Source organism: Pontibacter sp. HSC-14F20 (assembly GCF_019599265.1).
Taxonomy (GTDB): Bacteria; Bacteroidota; Bacteroidia; order Cytophagales; family Hymenobacteraceae; genus Pontibacter.
In genome coordinates, this window is record NZ_JAHZTC010000001.1 from 522,223 (window position 1) to 547,704 (window position 25,482).

The window sequence follows — 25,482 nt, forward strand, 5'->3', positions numbered from 1 at the left end:
CAAAGGGGTGTACAGGTAAAAAAGTATAAATATTTGAAATACCCCCCTAAATTTTATACCCTGTTGCATACAAGCAATTGATTTTGTCTTTACCTTTGGTCAGAATTTAGACCCTAACCTCCTTAACCCATGGCAATTCTTCGTTTCAAGGCGCTCGAACTGGTAAGTCAGCGCAAACCGGTAGAGGTAGTTCTACCACCCAGCAAAATCTCAGAGTACTTCGGTGTAAACGTGTTTGGCTTTTCGGCTCTACGTGCCACCATGTCCACCGAGAATTTTAAAAGACTCTGTGCAACAATAGATGCGGGCGAAAAAGTAGACCGTAATCTTGCTGATGCCGTGGCTGCTGCCATGAAAACATGGGCTATGAGCAAGGGGGCAACACACTATACGCACTGGTTCCAGCCACTGACAGGCTCAACAGCCGAAAAACACGACTCATTCTTCGACCTGACCAGTGAAGGTGATCCGATCGAGAGCTTTAAAGGAAGTGCCCTGGTGCAGCAGGAGCCTGATGCCTCTTCATTCCCGAGTGGAGGTATACGCAATACATTTGAGGCACGTGGTTACAGCGCCTGGGATCCGTCATCGCCAGCCTTCCTGATCGAAAATGCCGGTACCCGCACACTTTGTATACCTACTATTTTCGTTTCCTATACTGGTGAGGCGCTCGACTACAAAACTCCACTGCTGAAGTCGCTGCACCTGCTTAACCAGGCCGCCGTTCCTGTTTGCCAGTATTTTGATAAAGATGTGGTGAAGGTGAACACGACGCTTGGTATAGAGCAAGAGTATTTCCTGGTTGATCGCGCCCTGTACGAAGCCCGCCCTGATCTGGCCATGACAGGCCGTACACTTTTCGGACATGCACCTGCCAAAGGCCAGCAGCTCGAAGACCACTATTTTGGTTCTATACCTAGCCGCGTGCATTCATTTATGGTCGACTTCGAAAAGACGGCCCTGAAACTGGGTATACCTTTGCGCACCCGCCACAACGAAGTAGCCCCCAACCAGTTTGAATGTGCTCCTACGTATGAGGACGCTAACCTAGCTGTGGACCACAACCAGCTCCTGATGGACATTATGGACCGTGTGGCAGAACGCCACGGCCTTAAAGTGCTACTTCACGAAAAACCTTATAAAGGTGTAAACGGCAGCGGAAAACACAATAACTGGGCCTTGAGCACCAACACTGGCGTTAACCTGCTGTCGCCGGGCAAGCGGCCAAAAGAGAATCTGCAGTTCCTGACTTTCTTTGTGAACACTGTGATGGCCGTACACAAGCACGCCGACCTGCTGCGTGCCAGCATCGCCTCTGCCAGCAACGACCACCGATTGGGTGCCAACGAAGCGCCGCCGGCTATCATGTCGGTTTTTGTAGGCCAGCAACTGACAGCGGTTTTAGAAGAACTGGAGCGTACGGCCAAGGTGCCAATGGAAAAAGGTGACAACATGTACCTCAAACTAGGTATAGACAAGATCCCTGAAATCCTACGCGACAACACTGACCGTAACCGTACCTCACCTTTCGCCTTTACGGGCAATAAGTTTGAATTCCGTGCTGTGGGTTCTTCAGCCAACAGTTCTTCTTCTATCACCGTGCTTAACACCATCGTAGCTGACCAGTTAATCGATTTCCGTGTGGCAGTCGACCATCTGATCGATAACAAAGGCATGAAAAAAGAACTGGCAATCATTCAGGTGCTACGCGAGTATGTGGCTGCCTCCAAAGCAATCCGCTTCGAGGGGAACGGCTACTCAAAAGAGTGGGAAGAAGAGGCTGCGATACGTGGTCTTTCGAACATCAAGTCTACACCGCGCGCTTTGGATGTATACCACCGCGAGGAAGTACAGGAACTGTTTACGCGCCACGGCATTTTCTCAAGAATAGAGCTGCACGCAAGACACGAAATCCTGTTGGAAGAATACATCAAGAAGATTCAGATTGAGTCACGTGTTATGGGTGACCTTGCCTTCAACCATGTTATACCTACTGCTGTGGCTTATCAGAACAAACTGATCCAGAATATCCGTGGCCTGAAGGACCTGGGATTGGAGGATGAGTACACTGAATCTACTTTGGACTCGATCAAGCGAATTTCACGCCATATCAAATCGATTCAGACCAATGCCGTTGACATGATCCAGCATCGTAAGGTGGCTAATAAGATCGAAAATGTACGCGAGAAGGCAATTTACTACAATGAGGAAGTAATGCCTTATTTTGAAGCCATCCGTACGAGTGTAGATAAACTGGAACTGATGGTTGACGACGAGGATTGGCCATTGGTGAAGTATCGCGAGCTGATGTTCAGACGCTAATCTGATTTGACTATAATAAAAAAGAGCACCCGTTAAAGGTGCTCTTTTTTATTTAGCTGTGATTTCTGATCCAGCCGATCACTTCACCGGTTACCTTGGCCAGAATGATCGGCAAAAGCACAATCACCAGAGCAGTTGCTATGACGGGTCTTAGGCCCATGCTCATAATGAGTTTCCTGACAGCTTTGCTTCGTAATTCGCCAAGTATATACCTGCCAGCCTGTGTCATGGGTTTTCCTTTCAGCACCTCGAGCACACCACGCCAATTGCCACGCTCAATCTGTCGCTTCAGAAAGCCTAGTACAGTATCTTTGGTGATCAGGAAGGCTTCGCTTACCTGTTCCTGACGCAGTTTTCCCCAATGTAAAAGAGAGCGAAGCTTTTCGTCAGCGTTTTTAGGTATATAGGTGCTCATGTGTATCATTTCTTTCTATCTGATTTTACCCCCGGACAAGTTCGCATAATTTCACTCAGCATTCTTGCCAGTCCGGATGCTCCTGCAACAATATACTGATAATTTCTATACCTGGATACACCCCAGCAATGGTTAGGAATGAACAGGTTATGCAAATGCTGGCACAAAACGTGCCGCGCTTACCGCTGTTTAAAATAATGATGCTAAATTTACGCATTATGCCTGTTGAACAAAGCAGGCCTGAAATAAGTTAAGAGAACGAAGTTTTAGCGTAGGCATAAGTAGGCCTAAAATATATATGAACAGAATCTATTGCACCAGCCTGGTTGAATATAAGCGCAGAGAAACCATCGAAGTAAAGATTGGCGCTGTGCCGATGGGTGCTCATCATCCGATCCGTGTGCAATCCATGACGACCGTGGACACCATGGACACACTTGGCTCTGTAGAGCAGTGTATACGGATGATCGAGGCGGGTTGCGAATACATCCGCATTACGGCGCCCAGCATCAAGGAAGCTGAAAATCTGCGTCACATCAAGGCGGAATTGCGCCGACGAGGTTATAATGCGCCATTGGTAGCCGATATTCATTTTACGCCAAACGCTGCCGAGGTAGCTGCCCGCATCGTGGAGAAAGTCCGCATCAACCCGGGAAACTATGCCGATAAGAAGAAGTTTGAGGTAATTGAGTATAACGACGAAACCTACCAGGCGGAGCTGGACCGTATCCGGGAGCGCTTTGTTCCGCTGATTCGTATTTGCAAAGAACACGGCACAGCCATGCGTATCGGAACGAATCATGGTTCACTGTCCGACCGCATTCTGAGCCGCTATGGCGATACACCACTAGGTATGGTGGAAAGTGCGCTGGAGTTTTTGCGCATCTGCGAAGACGAGCAATATTATAACGTCGTCATTTCGATGAAAGCATCCAACACGCAAGTGATGGTGCAGGCTTACCGACTGTTGGTGCAGAAACTGGAAGAGGAAGGACTAAAGCCATACCCATTGCATCTGGGCGTAACAGAAGCCGGTGAAGCCGAAGACGGTCGCATTAAGTCTGCCGTAGGTATAGGTACGCTGCTGGAAGACGGTCTGGGCGATACAGTCCGCGTTTCTCTGACTGAGGCGCCTGAAGCGGAAGTACCTGTGGCTAAAGCACTCATCGATCGCTATACCTACCGGGCTGAAAAAGCACGTTCAATTAAGCCAATTTGCAACATTCCGATTGATCCGTTTCAATACCACCGCCGCGAAACGGCAGAAATAGAGAATGTCGGCGCCCTAAATGTGCCGCGTGTGCTCGCTGACCTGAGCCAACTGCGCGATATACAGTATGCTGATCTGAAAAGTGTAGGCCACTTATATTCTATGCTGCTGGACAAGTTTAACATGAACGATCTGGGTGCCGATTACATTTATACAGGTGATCGCCCAATCAATTTTATGTTACCCAACGGGCTGAAAGAGATCATTAACTATGTGCCCTGGCAGCTAGTAGAGGACCAGGAACACCGCCATCCTTTGCTCACTGCAAAGCAGTACCTGGAAGCCACCCAACTCCACCCGAAACTTAATTTTGTAGAAACAGATATCGATGGTATTTCAAGCGATTTACTGGAGCATTTGAAGAATGATCCTACTGTAGTGCTGGTGCTGTATACCTCCAATGAGCATGCCATGCCGGAACTGCGCAAATGTTTCTTCCGCCTGATGAACAACGATGTCAGCACGCCTGCCATTATCAAACGCTCATACGGAGCTTTAACGCCAGATGAGGTTCAGTTATACGCTTCTACTGATGTCGGTGGTTTACTGATTGACGGGCTCGGGGATGGCATTATGCTGGGCACAGAGCTACTGCCAGCGCAGGAGAAAGTTGCTTGGTTAAACACAATTGAGAAACTGAATAACCTGAGCTTCGGTATTCTGCAGGCGGCCCGCACCCGCATGAGTAAAACAGAGTACATCAGTTGCCCAAGCTGCGGCCGCACCTTGTTCGATTTACAGGAAACAACCGCCATGATCCGTAAAAGAACCGATCACCTGAAAGGTGTGAAGATTGGCATTATGGGCTGCATTGTGAACGGTCCTGGCGAGATGGCGGATGCAGACTACGGTTATGTGGGTGTCGGAAAAGACAAAATAGCCCTGTATCGTGGCCAGACAGTAGTCAAAAAATCAGTTCCTGCTGACAGAGCGGTAGACGAATTGATAGAATTGATAAGGGAGGATGCGAGGTGGATTGAACCTGTGCAATTAGAGGCTTAATCGGATCCTTGCTGCTCTTACACTGGGGATAGGCTGCTTAAAAGCGTAGCTGCAGGTATAGATGCCTTCCGAAAATTTACTAAAATATTAATTACCGCACCATGAAAGGATTATTTGATTTTTCAGAAGTAGCGACCTACTTCTTTCGCAAAAAAGACCCGAACCGGAAGACTAATTTTAATCTTCGGGCTATGCATACCATCAACAAAATCTCAATTCTGATGTTTTTGGCTGCGATGGTTTACTTTGTGATCAAGCATTGGTAAGTTAGCCACCATGAATATCGAGGATTTCAGGGATTACTGTCTGGCGAAACCGGCTACTACAGAGGAAATGCCTTTTGACCAGGACACCCTTGTTTTCAAGGTGAAGGGGAAAATGTTTGCTCTTTGCAGTCTGTCTGAATATGGGAAAGGTATAGCGCTGAAGTGTGATCCTGAACAAGCCATACTTTTGCGAGAACAGTATCCACAGGTACTACCCGGCTACCATATGAACAAGCAACATTGGAACACCGTATTGCCTGAAGCTGGCTTACCCCTTGATATTCTAAAATCATTGATCGACGATTCCTACACCTTGGTTGTGGCGAAATTGCCTAAATCTCAAAAACCGGTATAATTTATTTTCTAAAAATCTACAAAGAGACAATCTTTTGTAAGCCGATTATCTGCTTTCTGTTATAACAATCCGGCACAAAAACGCATTGTATGATAACATAGGATAAATCTGGTTGCCTGTTTGTGTCTGTTTGCTGTTTAAACCTACCTAAAACATTTTAAGGGCATATTTTAGAGTGAAATTGATGACGCAAAATTTGTAACAGATATAAAAGTTTATATGTATATTAAGATCAATTTTGCAACTATTCACCCTAACTCACTATGCAATCTCAACGCAACGTAGGCGTATTTGCTTACAGAAACGAATGGCAAAATGCCAGTCTGAACATTATCATAACAAACAGTTTACTGCTAAACAGCTACGAAGAGTTTTTTAAAAAACATGAAGTAACCGGCCAGCAGTACAATATTCTTCGCATTTTACGCGAACACTATCCCAAGCCTGTGTCCACTTCGGTGTTGCGCAATAACATGCTCGACAAAATGTCGGATACCTCGCGTTTGGTCGGCCGGCTCAAAACAAAAGGCCTGGTAGAAGTGGAGCGTAACATTTCTGATAAGCGACTGGTCAACATTGTGATCTCTGACAAAGGTTTTAGTCTGTTAGATCAAATTGGAAATGATTTATTCAAACTTGACAATCTGCTACAGGGGCTAACGGAGGAAGAAGCAACTACTTTGGCTAACCTACTGACAAAAGCAAGGGAGTCGATAGCAAGTGCCGAGGAACGACTCATACCCGCTCTTCAACTTAACGAAGCAGTGTAAGCGATTTAAAACCACACGACAAGGATAGCCCAACAGGCTATCCTTTTTTTTGCTATAACTTATCCAGAAGCGTGTTTTCAATGCAGCTCACCGCCTCGTTTTAAAAGCTGATACTTGCCAAAAGGCTATCGTATGACGGGAAAATTTTTTAATACAAGTCAGGTATAGAAGGTATAATCGAGTAGCGTGATCAAAAAATCCTAAGCTTAATAGAAGGTTTTTTCTAGGTATAAAAACCAAAAGCCGCCAGGTTTGGGGTCTGGGCGGCTTTTGGAAAAGTTAGTGGTAAGATGGAACTCCTTATACCACCACGTTGATGATTTTGTTAGGGACGATAATAACTTTCTTTGGTGTTTTTCCTTCCAAAAACTTCATAATCTGCTCGTCGGCCAGCACCGCTTTCTCCATCTCTTCCCGTGGAGCATCAGTAGCAAAAGCAAGCTTTCCGCGTGTCTTGCCATTCACAGATACCGGATACTCAAATGTATCTTCTACCAGGTACTTTTCATCCCAGGTCGGGAATGAGGCGAAGGTAATGCTTTGGTTGTGGCCCAGTTTTTCCCAAAGTTCTTCAGCGATGTGCGGCGCATAAGGAGCCAATGCAATAGTCAAAGGCTCCAGAATAGCCCGTTTGTTTGTCTTGAGGGCCGTCAATTCGTTTACACAGATCATGAAAGTGGCAACAGAAGTATTAAAAGAGAAGCGCTCAACGTCTTCTTCCACCTTCTTCACCGTTTTGTGTAGCGTCTTCAATTCCGCAGCCGTTGGTATTTCGTCGGATACAACAAAGTTGCCATCGTTGTCGTGGAATAGTTTCCAGAATCGCTTCAGGAACTTGGTTACGCCGTCCATGCCGTTAGTGTTCCAGGGCTTGAACTGCTCCAGCGGACCAAGGAACATTTCATACATGCGCAGGGTATCGGCACCGTTCCGCTCCACGATAATATCCGGGTTTACTACATTATATTTCGATTTGGACATCTTCTCAACTTCCACGCCGCAGATGTATTTGCCATCTTCCAAAACAAACTCTGCGTTGGCGTTTTCTGGTCTCCAGGCTTTGAAAGCCTCTACATCCAGCAAATCATTCTCCACTATGTTCACGTCCACATGTAGGGGAGTCGTGTCGTATTGCTTATGCAGACCATAAGATACGTAGGTGTTGCTCTCCTTCAAGCGGTAAACAAAGTTAGACCGCCCCTGTATCATACCTTGGTTGATCAGTTTTTTGAACGGCTCCTGCTCAACTACCAGCCCCAGGTCGAACATAAACTTGTTCCAGAAGCGGGAGTAGAGGAGGTGACCTGTAGCATGCTCGGCACCACCCATGTACAGGTCCACATTGCGCCAATAGGCAACTTTGTCTTTGTCGGCAAAGGCCTGGTCGTTTTGCGGGTCCATGTAGCGGTACCAGTACCAGGAGGAACCTGCCCAACCCGGCATTGTGCTCAGTTCATACTCGCACTGATCCTGGTATTTCCAATCTACGGCGCGGCCTAGCGGTGGCTCACCAGTCTCGGTTGGCAGGTAGGCGTCGATCTTAGGCAGCTCGAGTGGCAGCTCTTTTTCGTCCAGCAAGTGCGGTATACCTTCTTTAAAGTAAACCGGCACCGGCTCACCCCAGTAACGCTGACGGCTGAACACTGCATCGCGCATACGGTATTGCGTTCTTCCCTTCCCAACACCCAGTTCTTCGGCTTTGGCTATACCTGCATTTATTGCTTCTTTCACTTCCAGCCCGTTCAGGAAACCGGAGTTGATGATTTTTCCTTCTTTGGCAGCGTAAGCTTCTTCCTCTAGATTGCCGCCGGCTACAACTTCTTTAATCGGAAGATTGAAGTGTTTGGCAAAAGCGTAATCGCGGGAATCATGCCCCGGAACGGCCATTACGGCGCCAGTACCATATCCGGCCAGCACGTAATCAGCGATCCAGATTGGCACACGTTCTTCTGAAATCGGATTGATAGCATAGGCTCCTGTAAACACACCGCTTACTGTTTTTACGTCCGTCATGCGCTCGCGCTCCGAACGGTTTTTGGCTACGTTTACATAAGATGCTACTTCTGCGCGCTGGGCATCCGTAGTGATTTCGTTTACCAGTTCATGCTCCGGCGCCAGCACGACAAACGTAGCACCGTAAATGGTATCGATGCGGGTTGTGAAGACCTTGATCTTCTCAGAAGCGCCGCCCTCTACTGCAAAATCAAGCTCGGCACCTACAGACTTGCCAATCCAGTTGCGTTGCATTTCTTTTACCGGTTCAGGCCAGTCAATGGTGTCGAGGCCCAGCAACAGGCGCTCGGCATAAGCAGTGATGCGCATCATCCACTGCCGCATTAGCTTGCGTTCCACTGGGTATCCACCGCGCTCCGATACTCCGCCCACAACTTCGTCGTTGGCCAGTACTGTTCCCAGAGCAGGGCACCAGTTTACTACGGCATCGGCTACATAGGTCAGTCTATACTTCAGGAGCAGCTGCGATTTCTGCTGCTCGTTCATATTTTTCCAATCACCGGCAGCAAAAACAGGCGTATCTTCATCACAGGCGGCATTTATTCCTGCATTTCCGTTTGCCTCAAATGCAGCAATCAGCTTGTCAATGGATACAGCTTTGTCGGCTGTGTAATCATAGTAGCTGTTAAACAACTGCATGAAAATCCATTGCGTCCACTTGTAGTAGCTTGGGTCGGAGGTACGCACTTCGCGCTCCCATTCGTAAGAGAAGCCGATATTCTTCAGCTGTTCGATGTAGCGTCCAATGTTTTGTTCGGTAGTAATGGCCGGGTGCTGACCGGTTTGAATGGCGTATTGCTCAGCTGGCAGACCAAAGGCGTCGAAGCCCATCGGGTGCAGCACGTTAAATCCTTTGGCGCGTTTGAAGCGGCTCACGATGTCAGAAGCGATGTAACCGAGTGGGTGACCTACGTGCAGACCCGCACCGGAAGGGTAGGGGAACATATCCAGCACATAATATTTTGGTTTATCGGTGTTTTCAGTGGCCTTAAAAGTCTGGTTTTCTTCCCAGTAACGCTGCCACTTCTTCTCAATCTGATTGAAATTATACTCTGACATAGTTTATCGTGTATTCGCTTGATCTAAACAAGCTGCTAAGATACGTTAAATTGCTAAATGGTTAAATTGTTGATTACTGATTGTTAGCGGTAGTAAGTTGTGCGACAGTTATAGGCTTGATATAAACAGGTAGTAGTTATGCTAGTGATAATACACTGTAACTGATTCTTACTGACTAATCCATACAAATACCAGCACTCACCTATACCTACTACCTTTCATTAACAATTTAACCATTTATCCATACAGCCAATTTAGCCATTTAACAACCAATAAAGTACCTTTGCAGTTAGAAGCAAAACAGAATAAGATGGAAAAATACGACCTGTTGGATATACCGCACCTGATCTATGTAATGGACCCGATGTGTTCGTGGTGCTATGGATTTGCGCCGGTGCTGCATCAGCTCAAGCAGGAACAGGAAGGAAAAATGAAGTTCAAGCTGGTGTTGGGCGGTTTGAGGCCGGGTACGACGGAGCCGATGAGTGATGAGATGAAAGCCGCCACAAAGCAACATTGGCAGGAAGTTGAGAAAGCAACCGGACAGGCCTTCGATTTCAGTTTTTTTGAGCGGGATGAATTTGTATATGACACCGAGCCGGCTTGCCGCGCTGTCGTGACGATGCGCTACCTTCAGCCAGAAAAAGAACTGGAGATGGCCGAAGAAGTACAGCGTGCTTTTTATGCCCGTAACAATGATGTGGCCAAAGCTGAGGTGCTGGCTGAAATAGCGCTGGGACTAGGTATAGCTGAAGACACTTTTCTGGAGAAGTTTCATTCCGATGAAATGAAAGAGAAGACCGGGCAGGATTTCCTGATTGCCCGTCACCTGCAGGCCAATGCTTTTCCAAGCCTATACCTGCTCGTCGGGCACAATCTGAACCTGCTTAGCCGTGGTTACCGCTTGTATGATGCCCTCAAAGCTAAAATAGAGGAAGCGCTAAAAGGTAATACCCCTTGAAAACCGCCATCTGCCATCTGACCAAAAGGAAACTCCCGCTGAACCAATTGGAACTGGGGGCTACTATCCGTCGGTCAATTTTTAAGTTGATACAAGCCGACTACCCCGATTTTACCGATGAATCGTATGTGGCGGTGGGAAATCTTAACTTGTACCGTAAGCGGTATATGGAGCAGTTGCTGGAAAAAGAACTGGGAGAGATCTCAGAGCTTGAAAAAGAAGTACTCGACAGTATCCAGGAAAACGAACTGCTTTCTACCAACATAGAGGAGGAATTGCAGGAGAACCTGCCTATCGGTGACCGGATGGCAGACCGGATTGCCACTTTTGGCGGTAGCTGGACCTTCATTTTAGCCTTTTTCGGCTTTATATTGGTCTGGATGCTGGTGAACGTATACCTGCTGGCTACACGTCCTTTTGATCCGTATCCGTTCATTTTACTTAACCTGATCCTGTCCTGTCTGGCAGCCATACAGGCGCCCATCATCATGATGTCGCAAAACCGGAAAGAGGCAAAAGACCGGCAGCGCTCCGAATATGATTACAAAGTAAACCTGAAGGCCGAACTGGAGATTCGTCTATTGCATGAAAAGATCGACCATTTGATCGTGCACCAGAACCAGCGCTTACTTGAGATACAGGAAATTCAGATTGATCTGATGGAAGATATTCTGAAAAGATCCAGAAAATAACTTAACTCAACGTTTTGCTGACAACCCTGGCTAATGGATCGGCCCCGTTCCACAGGCCATGACTTTCGACAGGTATAAAGCGGGCAAAAAGCTCTTCGCTGTACCATTTCTCAGCCCGCGTACGCCTGATCACTTCTTTATGCAGATCCCCCTGGTACGCATAGGCTTTCATGGCTTCCATCGATTCCCATACACTGAAAGTAGCCTGCCGGATGAGCGGCAGTTCCCCTAGTCCGATAGAACAGATCAGTCCTTTAGCTTCTTCCAAGGCTTTGCTTACCTGTGGGGTAAAGCGCCAGAACTGCGGTAGCGCCCGCCAGTTGATAGAGGCCCGGGTTAGTACTGCTACCGGACCATCGGGTTGCTTTTCAGTTAATTGTGGCGTAAAAGGCTGGATTCCGTCCCAGAGGCCATGTGCTTGTGTGGGCAATAGTTTTACTGTCCAGATTTCAGAAGCATGCAGCCTGTACTCTAGCATCAGCTCAGAACGCTCCAAAAACTCGTCGGCAGCTTCTTCGCTCTCCCAGGTACACATCAACCCATACCTTCTGAAATTTGGCTTGATGCTGAAGCCCTTGCCCTGGCCACTGCCGAGCAATTTGTAAAACAGCAATCCGGGAATGTTATTTAATGCTTCACCTTTTGTACCCATTTGGGCAAGACCCCAACGGATGTGGCCTTTCCGAAAACCGAAAAGTGTCAGGGTGGTAAGCCGGTCAGACTGTGGGGGAATTCGTCGCAAGTGATTCGGTATTAAAGGGTAAGTATAAATGCAATTTACAAAACGATTAAACTAAAAACACCTGCCGAACCGAAATGTTTGGCAGGTGCTTCCGGTAGTTTATAACCTAACGCTATACCTACAGATTAATCTTTTTATTTTCGCCCGGTTCGTAGCTCTCGCCAGATAAAGTTGATTTAACAAATCCGATCAGGTGCGTGACAGCGCTATTGGGGGAGTCCCAGTATTCTGCCTTTTCAATATCCACTCGGATCAAACCGATATTTGGGTCATCTTTTCCATCCTTGAACCAGGCTTTCAATTCCGGTGACCAGAGCTCTTCAATCTTGGCTCTTTCCTTACTTAGTTTCGCTTTTCCCGAAATCGAAACATACACATTGTCTGATGGCTTCGAATAGCTTAGGTTAACATGGGATTCGTGCACGATCTCCTGGGACTTGCCTGACTCATACCCTGTAAAAAACCACATCACCCCATCTTCACTTATTTTTTGAGTGCTCATGGGGCGACTTCTCAGACTACCGTCGTCATCAATGGTCGTCATCATGGTGAAGTCAATGTCCTTTATCAGTTCTATCAGCTTATTCAGATTCTCTTTTTGTTCGTTATTCATAGTGATATGTTGTAAATTGGATTTGTATTTGAGTACGGCTGCTTTCGTCAAAGAGTTTGTTAGCTTTTGTCCTACCTCCTTACAACCCAGCATCAAGCAAGATGTTTAAACAATTACGTAATCACGCTGAACTGATTTGAACTACCTGGCCCATATCTTTCTGTCTGGCGACGATGATGCGCTCCTGATAGGTAATTTTATTGCGGATGCCGTAAAGGGAAAACAATTGGAGCAATACCCCGAAGGTATAGCTAGAGGCATTAAACTGCATCGGTTAATCGACACCTATACCGACACCCACCCGGTGGTCAGTGAAACCAAAGCACGCCTGCGCCCGCACTTCCGCAAATATGCTCCAGTCGTGGCCGACCTGTACTTTGACCATTTTCTGGCCAAGAGATTTAAGGAATTTTCTACTGAACCTTTGGAAGCCTATACCTCCCGTGTCTATACCTTGATCAACCAGCAATTGCCGAACTTGCCGGAGCGGGTGCAGTATTTTTTCCCCTATATGATGCGCCAGAACTGGCTTCTCTCATATGCAGAAGTGTCAGGTATAGCCCAGGCTTTGGGTGGACTGAGCCGACGCACTTCGTTTGAATCCGGAATGGAAAGGGCGGGAGAGGAGTTGCTGGCGAACTATAGCTTGTATGACGCAGATTTCTTGCTGTTCTTTCCGGAGTTGATCGCCTATGTAGAGAAGGTGCTGCCGGAGCTGAGCTGATTTCTTGCCAAAAAAAGATTTAACAAAAAACACAGTACTTTTTCGGGTATCCATTGATTGTCAGGTATAGAGCGCAATTCGTTGAGATATACCCGGTACACACAATGGTGATCTATACCTAAACAAAAAAGGAGCCGCAGGTATAGCGGTTCCTTTTTTGTTATACCTTGTCGCGTCCTAGCATAGGTTGACAGCAAAATCAACCTTATATGGAAAAAGCGCCAAAGAAAAAAGGCAAGCGTACCCAATGCGACTATACCTTGGGCTTTAAATTGGCTGTAGTAGCCGAGGTAGAGCGGGGAGATCTGACCTACAAACAAGCCCAGAAAAAGTACGGCATCCAGGGCAAAAGTACCTTGCTGGTTTGGCTGCGTAAGCATGGCAGGCTATCTTGGAACCTCAACACAAGCGCTATGTCCCAGACACCCAACCAACGCATCAAAGAACTCGAGTCCCAGTTGGCTGCCACGCAAAGGCAACTGAAAGAAGCCGAACTTAAGGCCAAACTACTGGATACCATTATTGACGTGGCCGAGGGCCAGATGGGGATCCAGATCCTAAAAAAGCCGCTGGAGTGGCCCTCGAACTCCTCCGCCGGGAAGGGCAACTAAGCCTTTCTGTGGCCTGCAGACTGCTTGGCCATAGCCGGCAAGCTTATTATCAGCGGCAGGCAAGGGCCCTGGAACAAAAGGAGCTGGCCGACCGGGCAGTGGAGCTGGTAGAGCAGATCCGGCTGCAGATGCCGCGCCTGGGCACCCGTAAGCTCTACTATCTCTTGCAGGAGCAGCTCGAGGTGGGACGAGACAAGCTCTTTGCGATTCTAAGAGAAAGAGGCCTGCTGATCAAGCCTCGCAAGAGCTACCATAAAACGACTAATTCAAAGCACTGGATGAAAAAGCACAAAAACCTGGTGGAGGGGCTCAAAATAGAGCGCCCTGAGCAGGTGTGGGCGGCAGACATCACCTACATCCCCACCCGGGAAGGCCACAGCTACCTTTCGCTGGTCACTGATGCCTACTCTAAGAAGATCATGGGCTACCACCTCTCCGAGGACCTGCGGGCGGAGGGGCCTCTGCAGGCCTTGAAGATGGCCGTGGGCCAGAACAGGTACCAGTTTAACCTGATCCACCATTCGGACCGCGGGCTGCCCTACTGCTCAGAGGAGTACCAGCAGCTGCTGACCGCAGCGCAGATAAGGCCGAGCATGACTCAAAAGTACGACCCTTACCAGAACGCGGTGGCCGAGCGGGTCAACGGCATCCTCAAGGACGAGTTTGCCCTGGAGCGGGGCTTTGCCCACCACCTGGAGGCAGTGGCGGTGATCCGGGAGTCGGTGGGCATCTATAACCGCCAAAGGCCTCATCTCTCATGCCATTACCTGACCCCAGAGCAGATGCACCGGCAGGAGAAGCTAAAAGTAATACAGTGGAAAAAGAAAACCTCCAACACCGAAGTATTGGAGGTCTCAAATTAAAAAGTAACTTCGTCTCAAACCCGTCAACTTATATCAGGACGAGACACTTAGATAAATTCAAGTCTTTTGTCAAAACTTCTTTAGCTAAAGAGAATTAATGATGATGCACACCACCTTCGCCGTGTACGTGGCCGTGGTCCAGCTCTTCGGATGTTGCTTCACGCACTTTTTCTACTTTGCCTTTGAAGTATAGCTCCTTGCCGGCAAGCGGGTGGTTGAAGTCCATTACAATCGCATTTTCTTTCACTTCGGCTACACGTCCCTGCAGCTGGTTACCTTCGCTGTCCGCCATCGGAATAAAGTTGCCTATTTCCAGCATGTTCTCAGGTATACCGCCTTCAACTTCAAAAACACTCATAGGCAACTCAACTACTGCATTCTGATCGAACTCTCCGTAACCGGCTTCTGAATCTAGTTTAAAGTCAAACTCGTCACCAGCGCTCTTGCCATCCAGGTTCTCCTCGAACTGATCTGGTAGGCCGCTCATGCCGTATATGAATACCATTGGATTTTCGTTATTGGCAGTTTCAACGAGGGTTTGCTCACCACTTTCGTTTTGAATACGAAGTTCGTAAGAGAGCGTCACCACTCTGTTTTTCTCAATTTTCATAATTGTGTGTTTTGGTTTGGTATCAGAAAGGTAAAAAGATTAACCGGAGATGCATAACCCCTCCAGTTTTATTTGAACGACTCTCTGATGATGAATAAAATAAATTATAAACTTATACCTACGCTAAGGCAGACTCTCAGTTAACTCCCAGGCACTTTTATAAGCACCGATGCTTTCTACATAAGCGATCAGCTCTGCAAAAAACGGATTGGTCGAAAGGGTGGCGCTGTCGCCTACCAAAATAAGCTTGCGTCGGGCGCGGGTCATGGCCACGTTCATACGTCTTTCATCTGCCAGGAATCCGATTTCCCCGCGTTCGTTGCTGCGCACCAGACTCATGCAGATAATGTCGCGCTCCTGCCCCTGAAAACTGTCTACGGTACCAATGCTCAACTGGCGCTTTTGGTGCAGCTCGTGCAGACGCGGCGTATGCTCCACTTTGTCCTGCAGGTAGTTGATCTGAGCGCGGTAAGGCGCAATCACCCCGATCTTCAGCGGCGCTACTTCCCCCTCCTCGTCGTAGTCTTTCAAAAGGTTTGTTAAGTGATTGATCAGCAGGTCTGCTTCCTCCGGATTGGCGGAACTCAGCGTCTCCGGCATCTCAGCTTCGTTATACCCGCAACCAGCCGTATCGATAAACTCCACAGGCATATCAGGTGCGAAGACGGTGCTATAGCCGTGCAGTTCGGCGCTGTGCACGCTTTCATGGGCCACCAGTTCGCCGCCGTAGAATTGCTGGTTCGAGAACTGCATGATATGGTGGTGCATACGATACTGCGTTTTCAGCATCACCGAAACATCCGGCTGACGATTGATGCACTTCTCAAACAAGGTCACACTCAGTCCGCCTTTGTCAGCATCCAAGGATTTGATGGTAGGGGGTAACTGGCAGTGGTCACCGGCCAGCACGACACGGTTCGTACGGCTGATCGGAATCCAGCATGCTGGTTCAAGGGCTTGGGCTGCTTCGTCAATGAACACCGTGTCGTAGGTCAGGTGGCGGATGGCTTTGTTCGCTGCGCCCACCAAGGTACAGGTGATCACCTGCACGTTATCGAGCAGGTCGTCGGTGATGTAATGCTCCACGTTGTCGGCCTCGTCGAGCAGGCGGTGGCTCTCGTTTTTGTAAAGCTGCCGCTGCGCCCGCTCCTGATGTCCAAACTTGCGCTTGAACTGGTAGGCCATGCGCTTGTACTCTTCGGCAGTCTTTCGCAGGTTTTTGAGGTCTTTGTAAGCCCGGTGCGCCATCACCTGCGCGTCCAACGTATGCTCTAGTAGTACATCTGACACACGCGACGGATTGCCAATGCGGATCACGTTCACGCCTTCATTCGCCAACTTTTCTGTTAAAAGGTCAACGGCTGTGTTGGAAGGAGCCGTTACCAGCAATCGCTTCTGCGATTTTAAGGTATGGAGGATGGCCTGCACCAGCGTGGTAGTCTTGCCTGTGCCCGGAGGTCCGTGGATGATGGCCACATCCTTTGCCTGCGAAATTTTCTGCACCGCTTCATTCTGCGATTCGTTCAGAACTTGATTCTCCTCCAGCTTTTGATCTGAGAAAGTGGCAGGTTTTATACCTAGCATGATGTCGCGGAGTTCAGCCAGACGTGTACCCTTCGCTTCCTGCACCTTCTTCAAGGCGATCTCCATTTCGCGGTAGCTGATCTCATCGAAAGTCAGCTCAACGCCCATACGCCCGAGGCCCACCCAATCAGGCAAGTCCTCTTTGTTAGTAGCCAAAATGACTTTGTTGCGTTTAACGCCCAGCACCACGCCACTCAGACTGGCTTTTTCGCCGCTGTTCGTAAATAGAGAGGCTGTTTTACCGGGCTGGAAAAGGTGCAGCTGGTCGCGATCGGAGGTACGCTCCAGTTCGATCACTACTTTGTTACCAAAGCCGATTTCTTCTTTAGAGATAACGACCGGATACCAGCAAAGACCCATTTCCTTGCGCTCCGTAATCGTGCTCTTGAGTGCCTTCAGCTTGTACTGCTGCCGGTCTTCTTCCTGTTCAATTTTCAGCAGGTCCTGTACCTGCCGTAATTCTTCAAAAATATCGATCATGCTTATCTAAAAAAGAAAGGCTGGGTACGTAGCGCCAGCCTTTTCCGTTGCTTTTGTCTTGTTAATCTATACCTGTAAAGGCATCATTTTATAACAAAAAGCGTGCGATAAATAATTCCGCCGCAACAGGCTGTTTCTTGTACCTGTGGCAGCTATACGTCCTTACGCTTTCTTGCGTTTTTTAGGAGATTTTCTGGTGCTCAGCCTGATTTGCAGGTACATGGCATAAAGGAACATGATGAACGCGGCGCCTCCCAGAATGGCGATCACACGGTCCTTACCGTAGCGTACCTCGTCTGTGGCTTTCAGTTGCTCTTTTAAATCCAGAATGGCGCGTTCCCGCTTTTTGGCCTGACTCTCGAGCGTACTGATCTGCCCTTTAAGGTCGGTAATCTGGTTGTTGATCAGGCGCTCGTCCTGTTGAATCATTTTACCGGCCCGCTGGCTCTCCACGGTAGTCTCGGCGATCCTGCGCACGCTGGCCTCTTTCACGGCCGCGATAAGCTCAGAGTCTTTGCGGATAATCTCTTTGAGGGTATCGATGATGTTGAGCAGGTCCTTTTTGGATTGCTTGCCCCAGAAATTGCTGTTTTGCTGGCTGTAATACTGGTACTCCAGAATCAGCTGTTCACGCTCGCCCATCAGACGGTTGAGCTTGTCTTCTTGTGGTGTTGCTTGTTCCTGTGCCTGCGCGCCCACAAACCAAAGGCAGCAAATACAAATAGCCAGTAGTTTCTTCATCATCATAAAAAGGAATGCTTTACTCTATCACGCAAATATGGCCATCCTTATTGGATTAGGCGCAAATTATTTTTTCTTTGGCCTGTAAAAATAAAGGATCAGCAAGGGCAAAAGCAAGAGGTCTGCCACCACAGCAAAAACTAGTGTGAGACTTACAAAAACTCCTACATAAAAAGTGGCATCGAAAGTAGACAGCACCAATGTCATGAAACCGGCAACCAGGATACAGGAGGTAATAATGATGGCTTTACCTGTTGAAATAAAAGTGCTTTTAATGGCATAAGGCAGCGACTTGCCCTTGCGCAACTCCACTTTAAGTTTGCCCAGAAAGTGAATCGTGTCATCCACGGCAATACCAAAAGCGATAGTGAAAATGATGGAGATAGAAACTGTCATCTTAATGCCCAGGAAGCCCATGATGCCGCCTATCATCAGCAAAGGGATAATGTTGGGCACGAGCGAGATCAGCACCATGCGCAACGAGCGGAAGATAAGCCCCACCAGTAAGGCCACCACCAAAAAGGCAATCAGTAAACCCTGCAGCATGTTACTGACTACATAATCGTTGTTTTTGTCGAGCATGACGGCACTACCGGTGATGCGCGTCTGCAGTAGTTCGGGGTTGATGTGTTTTCCGATAAAAGCCTCCAGCGAGTCATTGAGTTCACCCGCCCGCACACTGCCTACATCGGACATTTTGCCAGCCAACCTGCCTTCCTGCTTGTCAGCCGTCACGACTGCTCGCAGCTCGCTTCGTTTGCTGAAAGCCGCCAGCCGCCGCTGTACCTGTTGCATCTCCCGCTCGTTGGCAGGCAAGGTATAGTAATCTGGCAAACCACCATTCTGGGCTCGGTGTATGGCGCGAACCACTGTAGCAGGAGAGGTGATGAAGTTGAGGCCGTATGTCTGGTAAAGGTAAGTTTCGAGTTGATCGATTTCCTGCATCACCTCCAGGTCATACATGGTTTTGCCGGGGCCAGCGATCAGGTGCAGCTCAAACGGACGCACGCCGGAAAACTTTTCCTCAAAGTACTGGAAGTCCCTGATGATCGGATCGTCGTCACCGAGGTCTTCCAGCATGGTCGTATCGACTCTGATCATACTAATGCCGATCAGAGAAACTAGGACTATACCTATACTGGTATATAGAATCGGATATGGCTTGCGTAGTACGAATGTATAGACGCGTCGCATCAGCACTGGCCAGGATAAATCTGTACGCCGGGCAGCGCGCGGGTTTGGCCGTTTGGTCAATAGCAAAATAGCAGGCAGCAAAGTGAAGGCGAGCACAAAGGCCAGTGCAATTCCTATGGCAGTAAATAGCCCGAACTCCTGAATGGGCACAATAGAAGTGGTGAGTAAAGTCAGGAAGCCGACGCTGGTGGTGAGGGAGGTTAGCAGGGTAGCCATACCTACTTCCCGAATCGTGACCCGCAACGCCTGCACCTTAGTAACTCCCTGCCCGATCTCGGTAATGTAGCGCGACATAATGTGTATGACATCCGACATACCCACCACGAACATGATGGTCGGCAATAGCACAGTCATCACATCGATAGGCTTGTTGAATAGCCCCATCACCCCGAGACTCCAAAGCACGGAAAGAAGCACGACCACCAAAGGCACCAGCACCCCCCAGGCTGTCCGGAAAGCTATCCAGAGAAATAAGATAACCAAAAGGATTGAAGCCGACATAAAAATGCCCAGCTCGATCTTCATCTTTTCAATAAAGACAGACTGCGCCAATACCTTTCCAGCCACATGATGCTCCTGCAGCCCCAGCCGCTCAATCTCGCTATTTAGGGTAGCAATCAGAGAATCTCCAGGCTCTTTTGCCAGGTTGTCGCTGGTCTGCACGAAGAGCGAAACGGCCGTTGCGTCCTCTGAGAACAGTGTGCCTACCAACTCACGGCTCTGGTAGATCAGTGTAGAGTCCTGGGTATAGCGCTCAGGCTCGTCGGGGTGCAGGTATGGGATCTGGAAGTAGCCGAACTGCTCGATGACCGGACTTTTAACAGTAGTAGGAGAGAGCACCGACTCCACATGCGGCTGTTGCTGCATGAAGCGTGTCAGGGTATCGACTTTCTGAAGAAATTGCTGATCGAACAGACTGCCGCCATTGTCGAGTCCGATCAGTAAGTAATCATTATCGTTGCCGAACTTGTCGCGGTAGCTGAAGTAGTAGGCCAGATCCGGATCACCTTTCGGGAAAAAGTTGTCGAAGTTGTAATCGAAACGTAAACGGGAGGCGTAGAAGACGCTGAGTGCCGTCAGGATCGCAATAACGGTCAGGGCAATTAAACTGCTGGTTCTGTGGCTCAAGGGATTAAAAAATGATGATGATCATTTTGGTGTTTGGGTAGAACGTGTATATTTACTCAACTAACAACAAAGGGTTGATTTCTGTTTAAAACAATCAATAAACCAACGGATATGAAGAAAATCGTTTTAGCATTGGCACTAACAGGATTTTTAGGTGCCGGCCTCGCCACCCCAGCCCTCGCCTGCGAAGGCGGCAAGTGCAAGATGGAGCACACCGACAAAAATGGCAAATCTAAAAAAGCCAAAAAAGGTGAAAAAGTCGAAGCATGCCATATGATGACTGCTTCAACCACAGACAAAGATGGTAAAATCGCAGCGGCTGTACCGAAGTCGTGCTGCGCTAAAAAAGATGCACCTAAAGCTGAAGCAGCGAAAGAAACTAAGAAATAGCGTTACGTTTATTGAATATGAGAAAAGGGACTTGCTGAATTATCAGTAAGTCCCTTTATCTTTTGAGGTATATCCTAAGGACGATTAAAATCAATTACAGTTATATTCTGTCAATTTTAAGAATTAAAAGAAGCTGATTTGGAGATCCTTGTCCGAATCTAAATTGCTGCGGACTTCCAAGTCCGCGTTTACCACCACATGGAGATGTGGACATCCCCAACAGTTTGCTTCGGTATTAAGAAATCTCGAAAAGCCTTTCTTTGAAAAGCTGATAGCGGTAAGAAATATGTAGTTTGGGTATAACATGTGCATGATTCGGACAGGTCGCGACCTGTCCCTACGATATGATCATACTTTTGCGCCTAAACTACTAAGCTCTTCTATTTCACCAGTCCAACCCGAAACTTCCTGCCTTTTATCTTACCATTTGTTAACGCCTCTACAATTTCACTGGCCTGCTCTGCAGGTATAGCCACATAGCTGGCTCTGTCCTGTACTTCGATGCGGCCGATCTGGTCGGCTTTCAATCCAGCTGCTGCGATCAGCGCGCCTACAATATCGCGTGGACTCAGTTTGTCTTTCCGGCCTGCGTTGATGTGGAGCGTGGCAAAGGCTTCGGTGAATTCGGGTTCAGCTTTCTCAACGCGTGCAGCGAGTTCATTTGTATTCAGCCATTCATCCATTCTCACCAGTCCCCAATCACGCAACGTTTTCTCGTCGCGGGTAGTGGCAAAGGTATAGACTTCCCCGCTTCGACCGGCACGGCCGGTGCGGCCGCTGCGGTGGAGGTAGGCGGCTTCGTCATCAGGCAGTTCGTAATGAATGATGTTTTTGAGGGCAGCAATGTCGAGTCCGCGGGCAGCCAGGTCGGTAGCAACGAGGACCTGTGTAGTGCCATTGCGGAAGAGCGTCATGGCTTTGTCACGATCCTGCTGCTCCATGCCGCCGTGTAGCGAACGAGCACCGAAACCGTGTTTAGCTAGCATGGCTGCCACATCGTCGGAGGCCCCGCGGGTGTTGCAGAATACCACTGTACCGGCGGGGTTGATACTCTGCAGGAGGTGGAGCAAAGCTTGCTGCCTATCCGGCTGCGAGACTTTTATACCTGTGAGCCGCACCTGGTCAGGTATAGCATTAGGTGACACCTGCACAAATTGTGGATTTTTGAGCGAGTCCGTGATCAGTTGCTTCACTTCATCAGGCATGGTGGCAGAGAAAAGCACGGCCTGTCGCTTTTTAGGTATAGCCTCCAGTATCTGATCAATTTCATCGGCAAAACCCATTTCCAGAAGCTTGTCGGCTTCGTCGAGCACCAGCATACGTACCTGACTAAAATCAACGGTCTGGCGATAAAGGTGGTCGGTCAGTCGACCGGGTGTGCCGACAAGCACTTGTGGCGGAAAAGCCAGCGAAGCACGCTCCTGCGAAAAAGAGTGCCCGCCATAAAAAGCGCTGATCTTGAGGTTGTCAATTTTCTGAGCGAGTTGCTTCAGTTCGTGGCGCACCTGCACGGCCAGTTCGCGGGTAGGTACCAAAATAAGTGCCTGTACCTGCTGCTTGCTAGTGTCGATCTGCTGCAGCAGCGGCAAACCGAAGGCTGCTGTTTTTCCACTGCCCGTCTCGGCCTGGCCGGCTACATCCTGCCCCTTGAGGAGCACAGGTATAGCGGAAAGCTGTATAGGAGTAGGAGTGTGAAATTCTAACTCAGCAAGGCGCTCCAACAGCGCAGGGGAGAGTCCCAGTTGATCAAATGAAGCCATAGGCATGCGTACGTGAAGCGCAAAGGTACGGATTCCAATATATCCCATCTGCTATTTTTTCAGTATTAGGGGTATGGCAAACGACTACAATCGGGTAAAAAAACTTACTTATTGGTTATTGTTTCTGGTGCTATTGGTGTTTGTGCTCGTGGAAACACGCGAATTCCTTTACCCGCTGGTGATGGCCATGCTATTTGCCTACCTGCTCTACCCGGTTGTCAAGCGACTGGAGAAATGGGGATTACCGCGCATAGTGGCTAATTTCGTGACTATTATTGCGTCCCTGGCTTTGTCTGTCGGTTTACTTATTCTGCTGTACAAACAACTTTCTGTTTTCATCTCCGATTTACCCGCTTTGAAAGAAAAGGCACTGGCCAACATTGATATGCTGCAGGCGCTCATCGATCAGAAGTTTGGTGACGAAAGCCAGGCCAACGAGCGCTGGCTACGCATCCAGGTGAATAATGCGCTGGACTTAAGTGGCGAGGCCATTACCAGCATACTACTTGCCACTACCAGTACCATTACCAAATTCGGTCTGATGCCGGTATACATTTTCCTGATGCTTTATTACCGCAATAAGTTCGAGTATTTTCTGTTCAGGATATTTCCTTCGCATAAACATGGCAAGGTTAAGGTGATGATAGATGAGATTTCGAATGTGACCAAACATTACATGGGCGGAGTGGTGATCGTGATTTTGATCCTGTGCATTCTCAACTCTGTCGGGCTGATGCTCATCGGTGTGGAATACGCGCTTCTGCTGGGTATTGTGTCGGCTTTCATCAATTTTATACCTTATTTCGGGACCCTGATTGGGGGAGCCATACCGCTGCTCTTTACCTTGGTGGTGCAAGGGGATCCGCAGAAAACCTTTGCTGTGCTGCTTTTCTTCCTGGCCATTCAATTCACCGAAAACAACATCCTCACACCCAATATTACCGGCAGCCGGGTGAACATTAATCCGCTCTTTACTATTCTCAGCATTATAGTAGGTGGTATGCTGTGGGGTTTGCCGGGCATGTTTGTGGCGGTACCTATTGTAGGCATGTTTAAAATATACTTCGATCATAGTCCGGAGCTGCAGGCCTATTCTTTTATGCTCGGCACCGAGGGCACCGAAGAACACGCACTTACCATCGATAAAGTCCTCCGTTTTCTGCGCCTCAGGAAGTAAAATACAAACAATAAGTGCTATTTCTGCTTCCGGTAAAATAACTAAAACAAAAGCAGTGCTGACAGGTTACTTTTAGCGTATTCTGAGCATTAACAGGCAGTTGAGTTGTCGTATCATTTATGCTTCAGAGCATGCAACTCTTTTAAGGTTTCGGGCGTCTTCTTTGTAGTACCATCTCCCAAAATATAGTTTTAAAGCCAAAGGTTTGTCTACCTCCATTATCTCCTCATTTTTCAAGCACCGCATCACACAGCCTGTGCTCAACCTGCTCCGGCAGGGCATGACGCCGCATAAGCTGGCCGTTACGGTTGCGCTTGGCACGGTGGTAGGTATATTGCCCGCTCTGGGCGTCACGACAGTGATAGGAACCGCATTGGCTGCCCGTTTCAGACTAAATATTGCTGCTACCGTGCTGGTCAGTTACCTGGTGCATCCACTGCAACTATTGCTGATCATTCCTTTTATCAAGGCAGGTATTTTTATGTTCGGGCTCGATGATCTTAAACTAACACTGGATGAAATGATCGCGATGTTCAGAATAGACTGGCTGGCAGCATTGAACAAACTGTGGATGGCTAATTTAGCTGCTGTATCAGCCTGGGCGATACTGGCTATACCTGTTGGGGCTTTGCTATACTTTGCCTTACTTCCTGTTTTAAAGCGGGTTTTACCAAAGCCTGCAACTCAACCTATACCTGTCACTTCTATATCTGAGCTAGCGATCCCGGCTATACCTATACCTGAAACTGAAGTTCAACCTTAGGTCCAAATTATAGCAACGCATACCAGAAGCTTATAAAACACAAAAGCCAGCTCATTGTAGAAGCTGGCTTTTGTGTTTATACTGAGTAAGGATCAGGCTGACTCCAGAATCTGGAACAGTTCGTCCAGTTTAGGGGTAAGGATAATCTCGGTTCGGCGGTTTTTCTGACGAGCCTCTTTTGTTTTGGCTTCATCGAGTGGCACATACAGGCTGCGACCAGAAGGCGTCACGCGATCAGGCTGCACGCCGGCTTGTGTTATGATGCGGGTGATTTCTGTGGCACGTAGCACACTCAGGTCCCAGTTGTCCTGCATACCTACGGTACCGCGGGCGATCGGCACATCATCCGTATGGCCTTCCACGACCACGTTCACATCCTGCTGCTCTTTCAGTACGGCGGCCAGTTTTTTCAGGGCTTCCACACCTTTCGGGTCCACTTTGGTAGAGCCGGAGTTGAACAGCAATTGCTCTGCCAGCGATACGTATACCTTGCCGTTGCGAATGTTTACCGTCAGGTCTTTGTCGTTGAAGCCGAGCAGCGCGTTGCTCACTTTTGAACGGAGGGCATTTACAGCTTTATCTTTCTCGTCGAGGATACGCTGCAGTTCGGCCAGACGCTGTTCGCGGGCTTTGAGGTCGGCGTTCAGTTTGTCGATCTGCGATTTGCTCATGTTCAGATTATCTCCCAGTGCTTTGCCTTCTTTCAGGGCCTGCTGCAAACTCTGCTGGTACTCTGCCTTCTGGCGCTCCAATTCGGCTCGTTCCTGCTCCAACTGGGCTTTCTCGTTTTCAAGCGCAGACTTTTGCTGCTCCAGGTCAGACTTATCCAGTTCCAGTGCATTTTTGCGCGTCATCAGGTCATCGTATTTCTTTTTGGAAACGACGCAGGAAGAAAGCGACATAGTTCCCACTAACAGAAGGAGGGAGGCTCTGTAGAATTGCTTTTTCATATCAATCTTTAAGGTTGGATGGTGCTT

22 protein-coding genes are annotated in these 25,482 nt (G+C 48.5%); 12 read left to right on the plus strand and 10 right to left on the minus strand.

The features are described 5' to 3' along the window. Positions 1 to 129: 129 nt before the first annotated feature. Positions 130 to 2,322 (plus strand): glutamine synthetase III, encoded by a 2,193-nt coding sequence (locus tag K3G39_RS02360; RefSeq protein WP_220624541.1) that lies wholly within the window; start codon positions 130 to 132, stop codon positions 2,320 to 2,322. 52 nt (positions 2,323 to 2,374) lie between these two features. Here K3G39_RS02360 and K3G39_RS02365 read toward each other — a convergent pair whose 3' ends face one another. Further along, on the minus strand, positions 2,375 to 2,737 hold the full coding sequence (locus tag K3G39_RS02365; protein ID WP_255593790.1) for a hypothetical protein: 363 nt from the start codon (positions 2,735 to 2,737) through the stop codon (positions 2,375 to 2,377). Between the two features lie 298 nt (positions 2,738 to 3,035). Here K3G39_RS02365 and ispG point away from each other — a divergent pair, with 298 nt between their 5' ends. The 4 genes from ispG to K3G39_RS02385 all read left to right on the plus strand — a co-directional run bounded on the left by ispG (position 3,036) and on the right by K3G39_RS02385 (position 6,400). Beyond that, positions 3,036 to 5,009: a (E)-4-hydroxy-3-methylbut-2-enyl-diphosphate synthase gene (gene ispG, locus K3G39_RS02370; protein ID WP_220624543.1), complete on the plus strand. Its 1,974-nt coding sequence runs from the start codon at positions 3,036 to 3,038 to the stop codon at positions 5,007 to 5,009. Between the two features lie 101 nt (positions 5,010 to 5,110). Further along, a complete protein-coding gene (locus K3G39_RS02375; protein WP_220624544.1) occupies positions 5,111 to 5,275 on the plus strand; it encodes a DUF6728 family protein in 165 nt (54 codons plus the stop codon). A gap of 10 nt (positions 5,276 to 5,285) precedes the next feature. Further along, the gene (locus K3G39_RS02380; RefSeq protein ID WP_220624545.1) at positions 5,286 to 5,630 is read left to right on the plus strand and encodes an MmcQ/YjbR family DNA-binding protein; all 345 of its coding nucleotides are present in this window, start codon (positions 5,286 to 5,288) and stop codon (positions 5,628 to 5,630) included. 263 nt (positions 5,631 to 5,893) lie between these two features. After that, entirely contained in the window at positions 5,894 to 6,400 is a 507-nt protein-coding gene (locus K3G39_RS02385) for a MarR family winged helix-turn-helix transcriptional regulator (protein ID WP_220624546.1), read from the plus strand. Between the two features lie 300 nt (positions 6,401 to 6,700). Here the strand turns inward: K3G39_RS02385 and leuS are convergent, their stop codons facing one another. Next, positions 6,701 to 9,472, minus strand: a complete 2,772-nt coding sequence (leuS, locus tag K3G39_RS02390; protein ID WP_220624547.1) for a leucine--tRNA ligase — start codon at positions 9,470 to 9,472, stop codon at positions 6,701 to 6,703. Positions 9,473 to 9,782: 310 nt separating this feature from the next. Here leuS and K3G39_RS02395 point away from each other — a divergent pair, with 310 nt between their 5' ends. Both K3G39_RS02395 and K3G39_RS02400 read left to right on the plus strand, forming a co-directional pair. Continuing rightward, on the plus strand, positions 9,783 to 10,433 hold the full coding sequence (locus K3G39_RS02395) for a DsbA family protein (RefSeq protein WP_220624548.1): 651 nt from the start codon (positions 9,783 to 9,785) through the stop codon (positions 10,431 to 10,433). Continuing rightward, positions 10,430 to 11,125 carry a DUF1003 domain-containing protein gene (locus K3G39_RS02400; protein WP_220624549.1) on the plus strand — a complete coding sequence of 232 codons (696 nt, stop codon included), beginning with the start codon at positions 10,430 to 10,432 and terminating at the stop codon, positions 11,123 to 11,125. The genes K3G39_RS02395 and K3G39_RS02400 overlap by 4 nt, the downstream gene beginning before the upstream one ends. Position 11,126: 1 nt before the next feature. Here the strand turns inward: K3G39_RS02400 and K3G39_RS02405 are convergent, their stop codons facing one another. Continuing rightward, a complete protein-coding gene (locus K3G39_RS02405) occupies positions 11,127 to 11,867 on the minus strand; it encodes a spheroidene monooxygenase (protein ID WP_220624550.1) in 741 nt (246 codons plus the stop codon). Between the two features lie 118 nt (positions 11,868 to 11,985). Beyond that, a complete protein-coding gene (locus K3G39_RS02410) occupies positions 11,986 to 12,480 on the minus strand; it encodes a pyridoxamine 5'-phosphate oxidase family protein (protein ID WP_220624551.1) in 495 nt (164 codons plus the stop codon). Between the two features lie 136 nt (positions 12,481 to 12,616). Here K3G39_RS02410 and K3G39_RS02415 point away from each other — a divergent pair, with 136 nt between their 5' ends. Both K3G39_RS02415 and K3G39_RS02420 read left to right on the plus strand, forming a co-directional pair. Beyond that, a complete protein-coding gene (locus K3G39_RS02415) occupies positions 12,617 to 13,204 on the plus strand; it encodes an ACP phosphodiesterase (protein WP_220624552.1) in 588 nt (195 codons plus the stop codon). Between the two features lie 209 nt (positions 13,205 to 13,413). Next, a protein-coding gene (locus K3G39_RS02420) for an IS3 family transposase (RefSeq protein ID WP_370627176.1) occupies positions 13,414 to 14,678 on the plus strand; the annotation gives its coding sequence in 2 pieces (ribosomal slippage) (positions 13,414 to 13,762 and positions 13,762 to 14,678; 1,266 coding nt in all). A 94-nt stretch (positions 14,679 to 14,772) separates the two neighbouring features. Here the strand turns inward: K3G39_RS02420 and K3G39_RS02425 are convergent. The 4 genes from K3G39_RS02425 to K3G39_RS02440 all read right to left on the minus strand — a co-directional run bounded on the left by K3G39_RS02425 (position 14,773) and on the right by K3G39_RS02440 (position 20,415). Next, positions 14,773 to 15,288 carry a peptidylprolyl isomerase gene (locus tag K3G39_RS02425; protein ID WP_220624554.1) on the minus strand — a complete coding sequence of 172 codons (516 nt, stop codon included), beginning with the start codon at positions 15,286 to 15,288 and terminating at the stop codon, positions 14,773 to 14,775. A 123-nt stretch (positions 15,289 to 15,411) separates the two neighbouring features. Then, positions 15,412 to 17,352 (minus strand): AAA domain-containing protein, encoded by a 1,941-nt coding sequence (locus K3G39_RS02430; protein ID WP_220624555.1) that lies wholly within the window; start codon positions 17,350 to 17,352, stop codon positions 15,412 to 15,414. A gap of 162 nt (positions 17,353 to 17,514) precedes the next feature. Next, positions 17,515 to 18,099 (minus strand): hypothetical protein, encoded by a 585-nt coding sequence (locus tag K3G39_RS02435; protein WP_220624556.1) that lies wholly within the window; start codon positions 18,097 to 18,099, stop codon positions 17,515 to 17,517. Between the two features lie 60 nt (positions 18,100 to 18,159). After that, a complete protein-coding gene (locus K3G39_RS02440) occupies positions 18,160 to 20,415 on the minus strand; it encodes an RND family transporter (protein WP_220624557.1) in 2,256 nt (751 codons plus the stop codon). A 111-nt stretch (positions 20,416 to 20,526) separates the two neighbouring features. On the opposite strand from K3G39_RS02440, the gene K3G39_RS02445 reads away from it, so the two are divergent. Next, complete coding sequence (locus K3G39_RS02445; RefSeq protein WP_220624558.1) at positions 20,527 to 20,805, plus strand: hypothetical protein; 279 nt, start codon at positions 20,527 to 20,529, stop codon at positions 20,803 to 20,805. Between the two features lie 380 nt (positions 20,806 to 21,185). Here the strand turns inward: K3G39_RS02445 and K3G39_RS02450 are convergent, their stop codons facing one another. After that, positions 21,186 to 22,565 (minus strand): DEAD/DEAH box helicase, encoded by a 1,380-nt coding sequence (locus K3G39_RS02450; RefSeq protein ID WP_255593800.1) that lies wholly within the window; start codon positions 22,563 to 22,565, stop codon positions 21,186 to 21,188. A gap of 73 nt (positions 22,566 to 22,638) precedes the next feature. Here K3G39_RS02450 and K3G39_RS02455 point away from each other — a divergent pair, with 73 nt between their 5' ends. After that, the gene (locus K3G39_RS02455; protein WP_220624560.1) at positions 22,639 to 23,742 is read left to right on the plus strand and encodes an AI-2E family transporter; all 1,104 of its coding nucleotides are present in this window, start codon (positions 22,639 to 22,641) and stop codon (positions 23,740 to 23,742) included. Positions 23,743 to 23,947: 205 nt separating this feature from the next. After that, complete coding sequence (locus K3G39_RS02460; protein WP_220624561.1) at positions 23,948 to 24,505, plus strand: DUF2062 domain-containing protein; 558 nt, start codon at positions 23,948 to 23,950, stop codon at positions 24,503 to 24,505. A 92-nt stretch (positions 24,506 to 24,597) separates the two neighbouring features. Here the strand turns inward: K3G39_RS02460 and K3G39_RS02465 are convergent, their stop codons facing one another. After that, positions 24,598 to 25,455, minus strand: coding sequence for an OmpA family protein (locus K3G39_RS02465; protein ID WP_220624562.1), 858 nt, complete (start codon positions 25,453 to 25,455; stop codon positions 24,598 to 24,600). Positions 25,456 to 25,482: the final 27 nt, after the last annotated feature.

Coding starts and splice junctions, on each gene's coding strand:
- K3G39_RS02360 (WP_220624541.1), top strand. CDS start 130: ATGGCAATTCTTCGTTTCAAGGCGCTCGAACTGGTAAGTCAGCGCAAA.
- K3G39_RS02365 (WP_255593790.1), bottom strand. CDS start 2,737: ATGAGCACCTATATACCTAAAAACGCTGACGAAAAGCTTCGCTCTCTT.
- ispG (WP_220624543.1), top strand. CDS start 3,036: ATGAACAGAATCTATTGCACCAGCCTGGTTGAATATAAGCGCAGAGAA.
- K3G39_RS02375 (WP_220624544.1), top strand. CDS start 5,111: ATGAAAGGATTATTTGATTTTTCAGAAGTAGCGACCTACTTCTTTCGC.
- K3G39_RS02380 (WP_220624545.1), top strand. CDS start 5,286: ATGAATATCGAGGATTTCAGGGATTACTGTCTGGCGAAACCGGCTACT.
- K3G39_RS02385 (WP_220624546.1), top strand. CDS start 5,894: ATGCAATCTCAACGCAACGTAGGCGTATTTGCTTACAGAAACGAATGG.
- leuS (WP_220624547.1), bottom strand. CDS start 9,472: ATGTCAGAGTATAATTTCAATCAGATTGAGAAGAAGTGGCAGCGTTAC.
- K3G39_RS02395 (WP_220624548.1), top strand. CDS start 9,783: ATGGAAAAATACGACCTGTTGGATATACCGCACCTGATCTATGTAATG.
- K3G39_RS02410 (WP_220624551.1), bottom strand. CDS start 12,480: ATGAATAACGAACAAAAAGAGAATCTGAATAAGCTGATAGAACTGATA.
- K3G39_RS02425 (WP_220624554.1), bottom strand. CDS start 15,288: ATGAAAATTGAGAAAAACAGAGTGGTGACGCTCTCTTACGAACTTCGT.
- K3G39_RS02430 (WP_220624555.1), bottom strand. CDS start 17,352: ATGATCGATATTTTTGAAGAATTACGGCAGGTACAGGACCTGCTGAAA.
- K3G39_RS02435 (WP_220624556.1), bottom strand. CDS start 18,099: ATGATGATGAAGAAACTACTGGCTATTTGTATTTGCTGCCTTTGGTTT.
- K3G39_RS02445 (WP_220624558.1), top strand. CDS start 20,527: ATGAAGAAAATCGTTTTAGCATTGGCACTAACAGGATTTTTAGGTGCC.
- K3G39_RS02450 (WP_255593800.1), bottom strand. CDS start 22,565: ATGGCTTCATTTGATCAACTGGGACTCTCCCCTGCGCTGTTGGAGCGC.
- K3G39_RS02455 (WP_220624560.1), top strand. CDS start 22,639: ATGGCAAACGACTACAATCGGGTAAAAAAACTTACTTATTGGTTATTG.
- K3G39_RS02465 (WP_220624562.1), bottom strand. CDS start 25,455: ATGAAAAAGCAATTCTACAGAGCCTCCCTCCTTCTGTTAGTGGGAACT.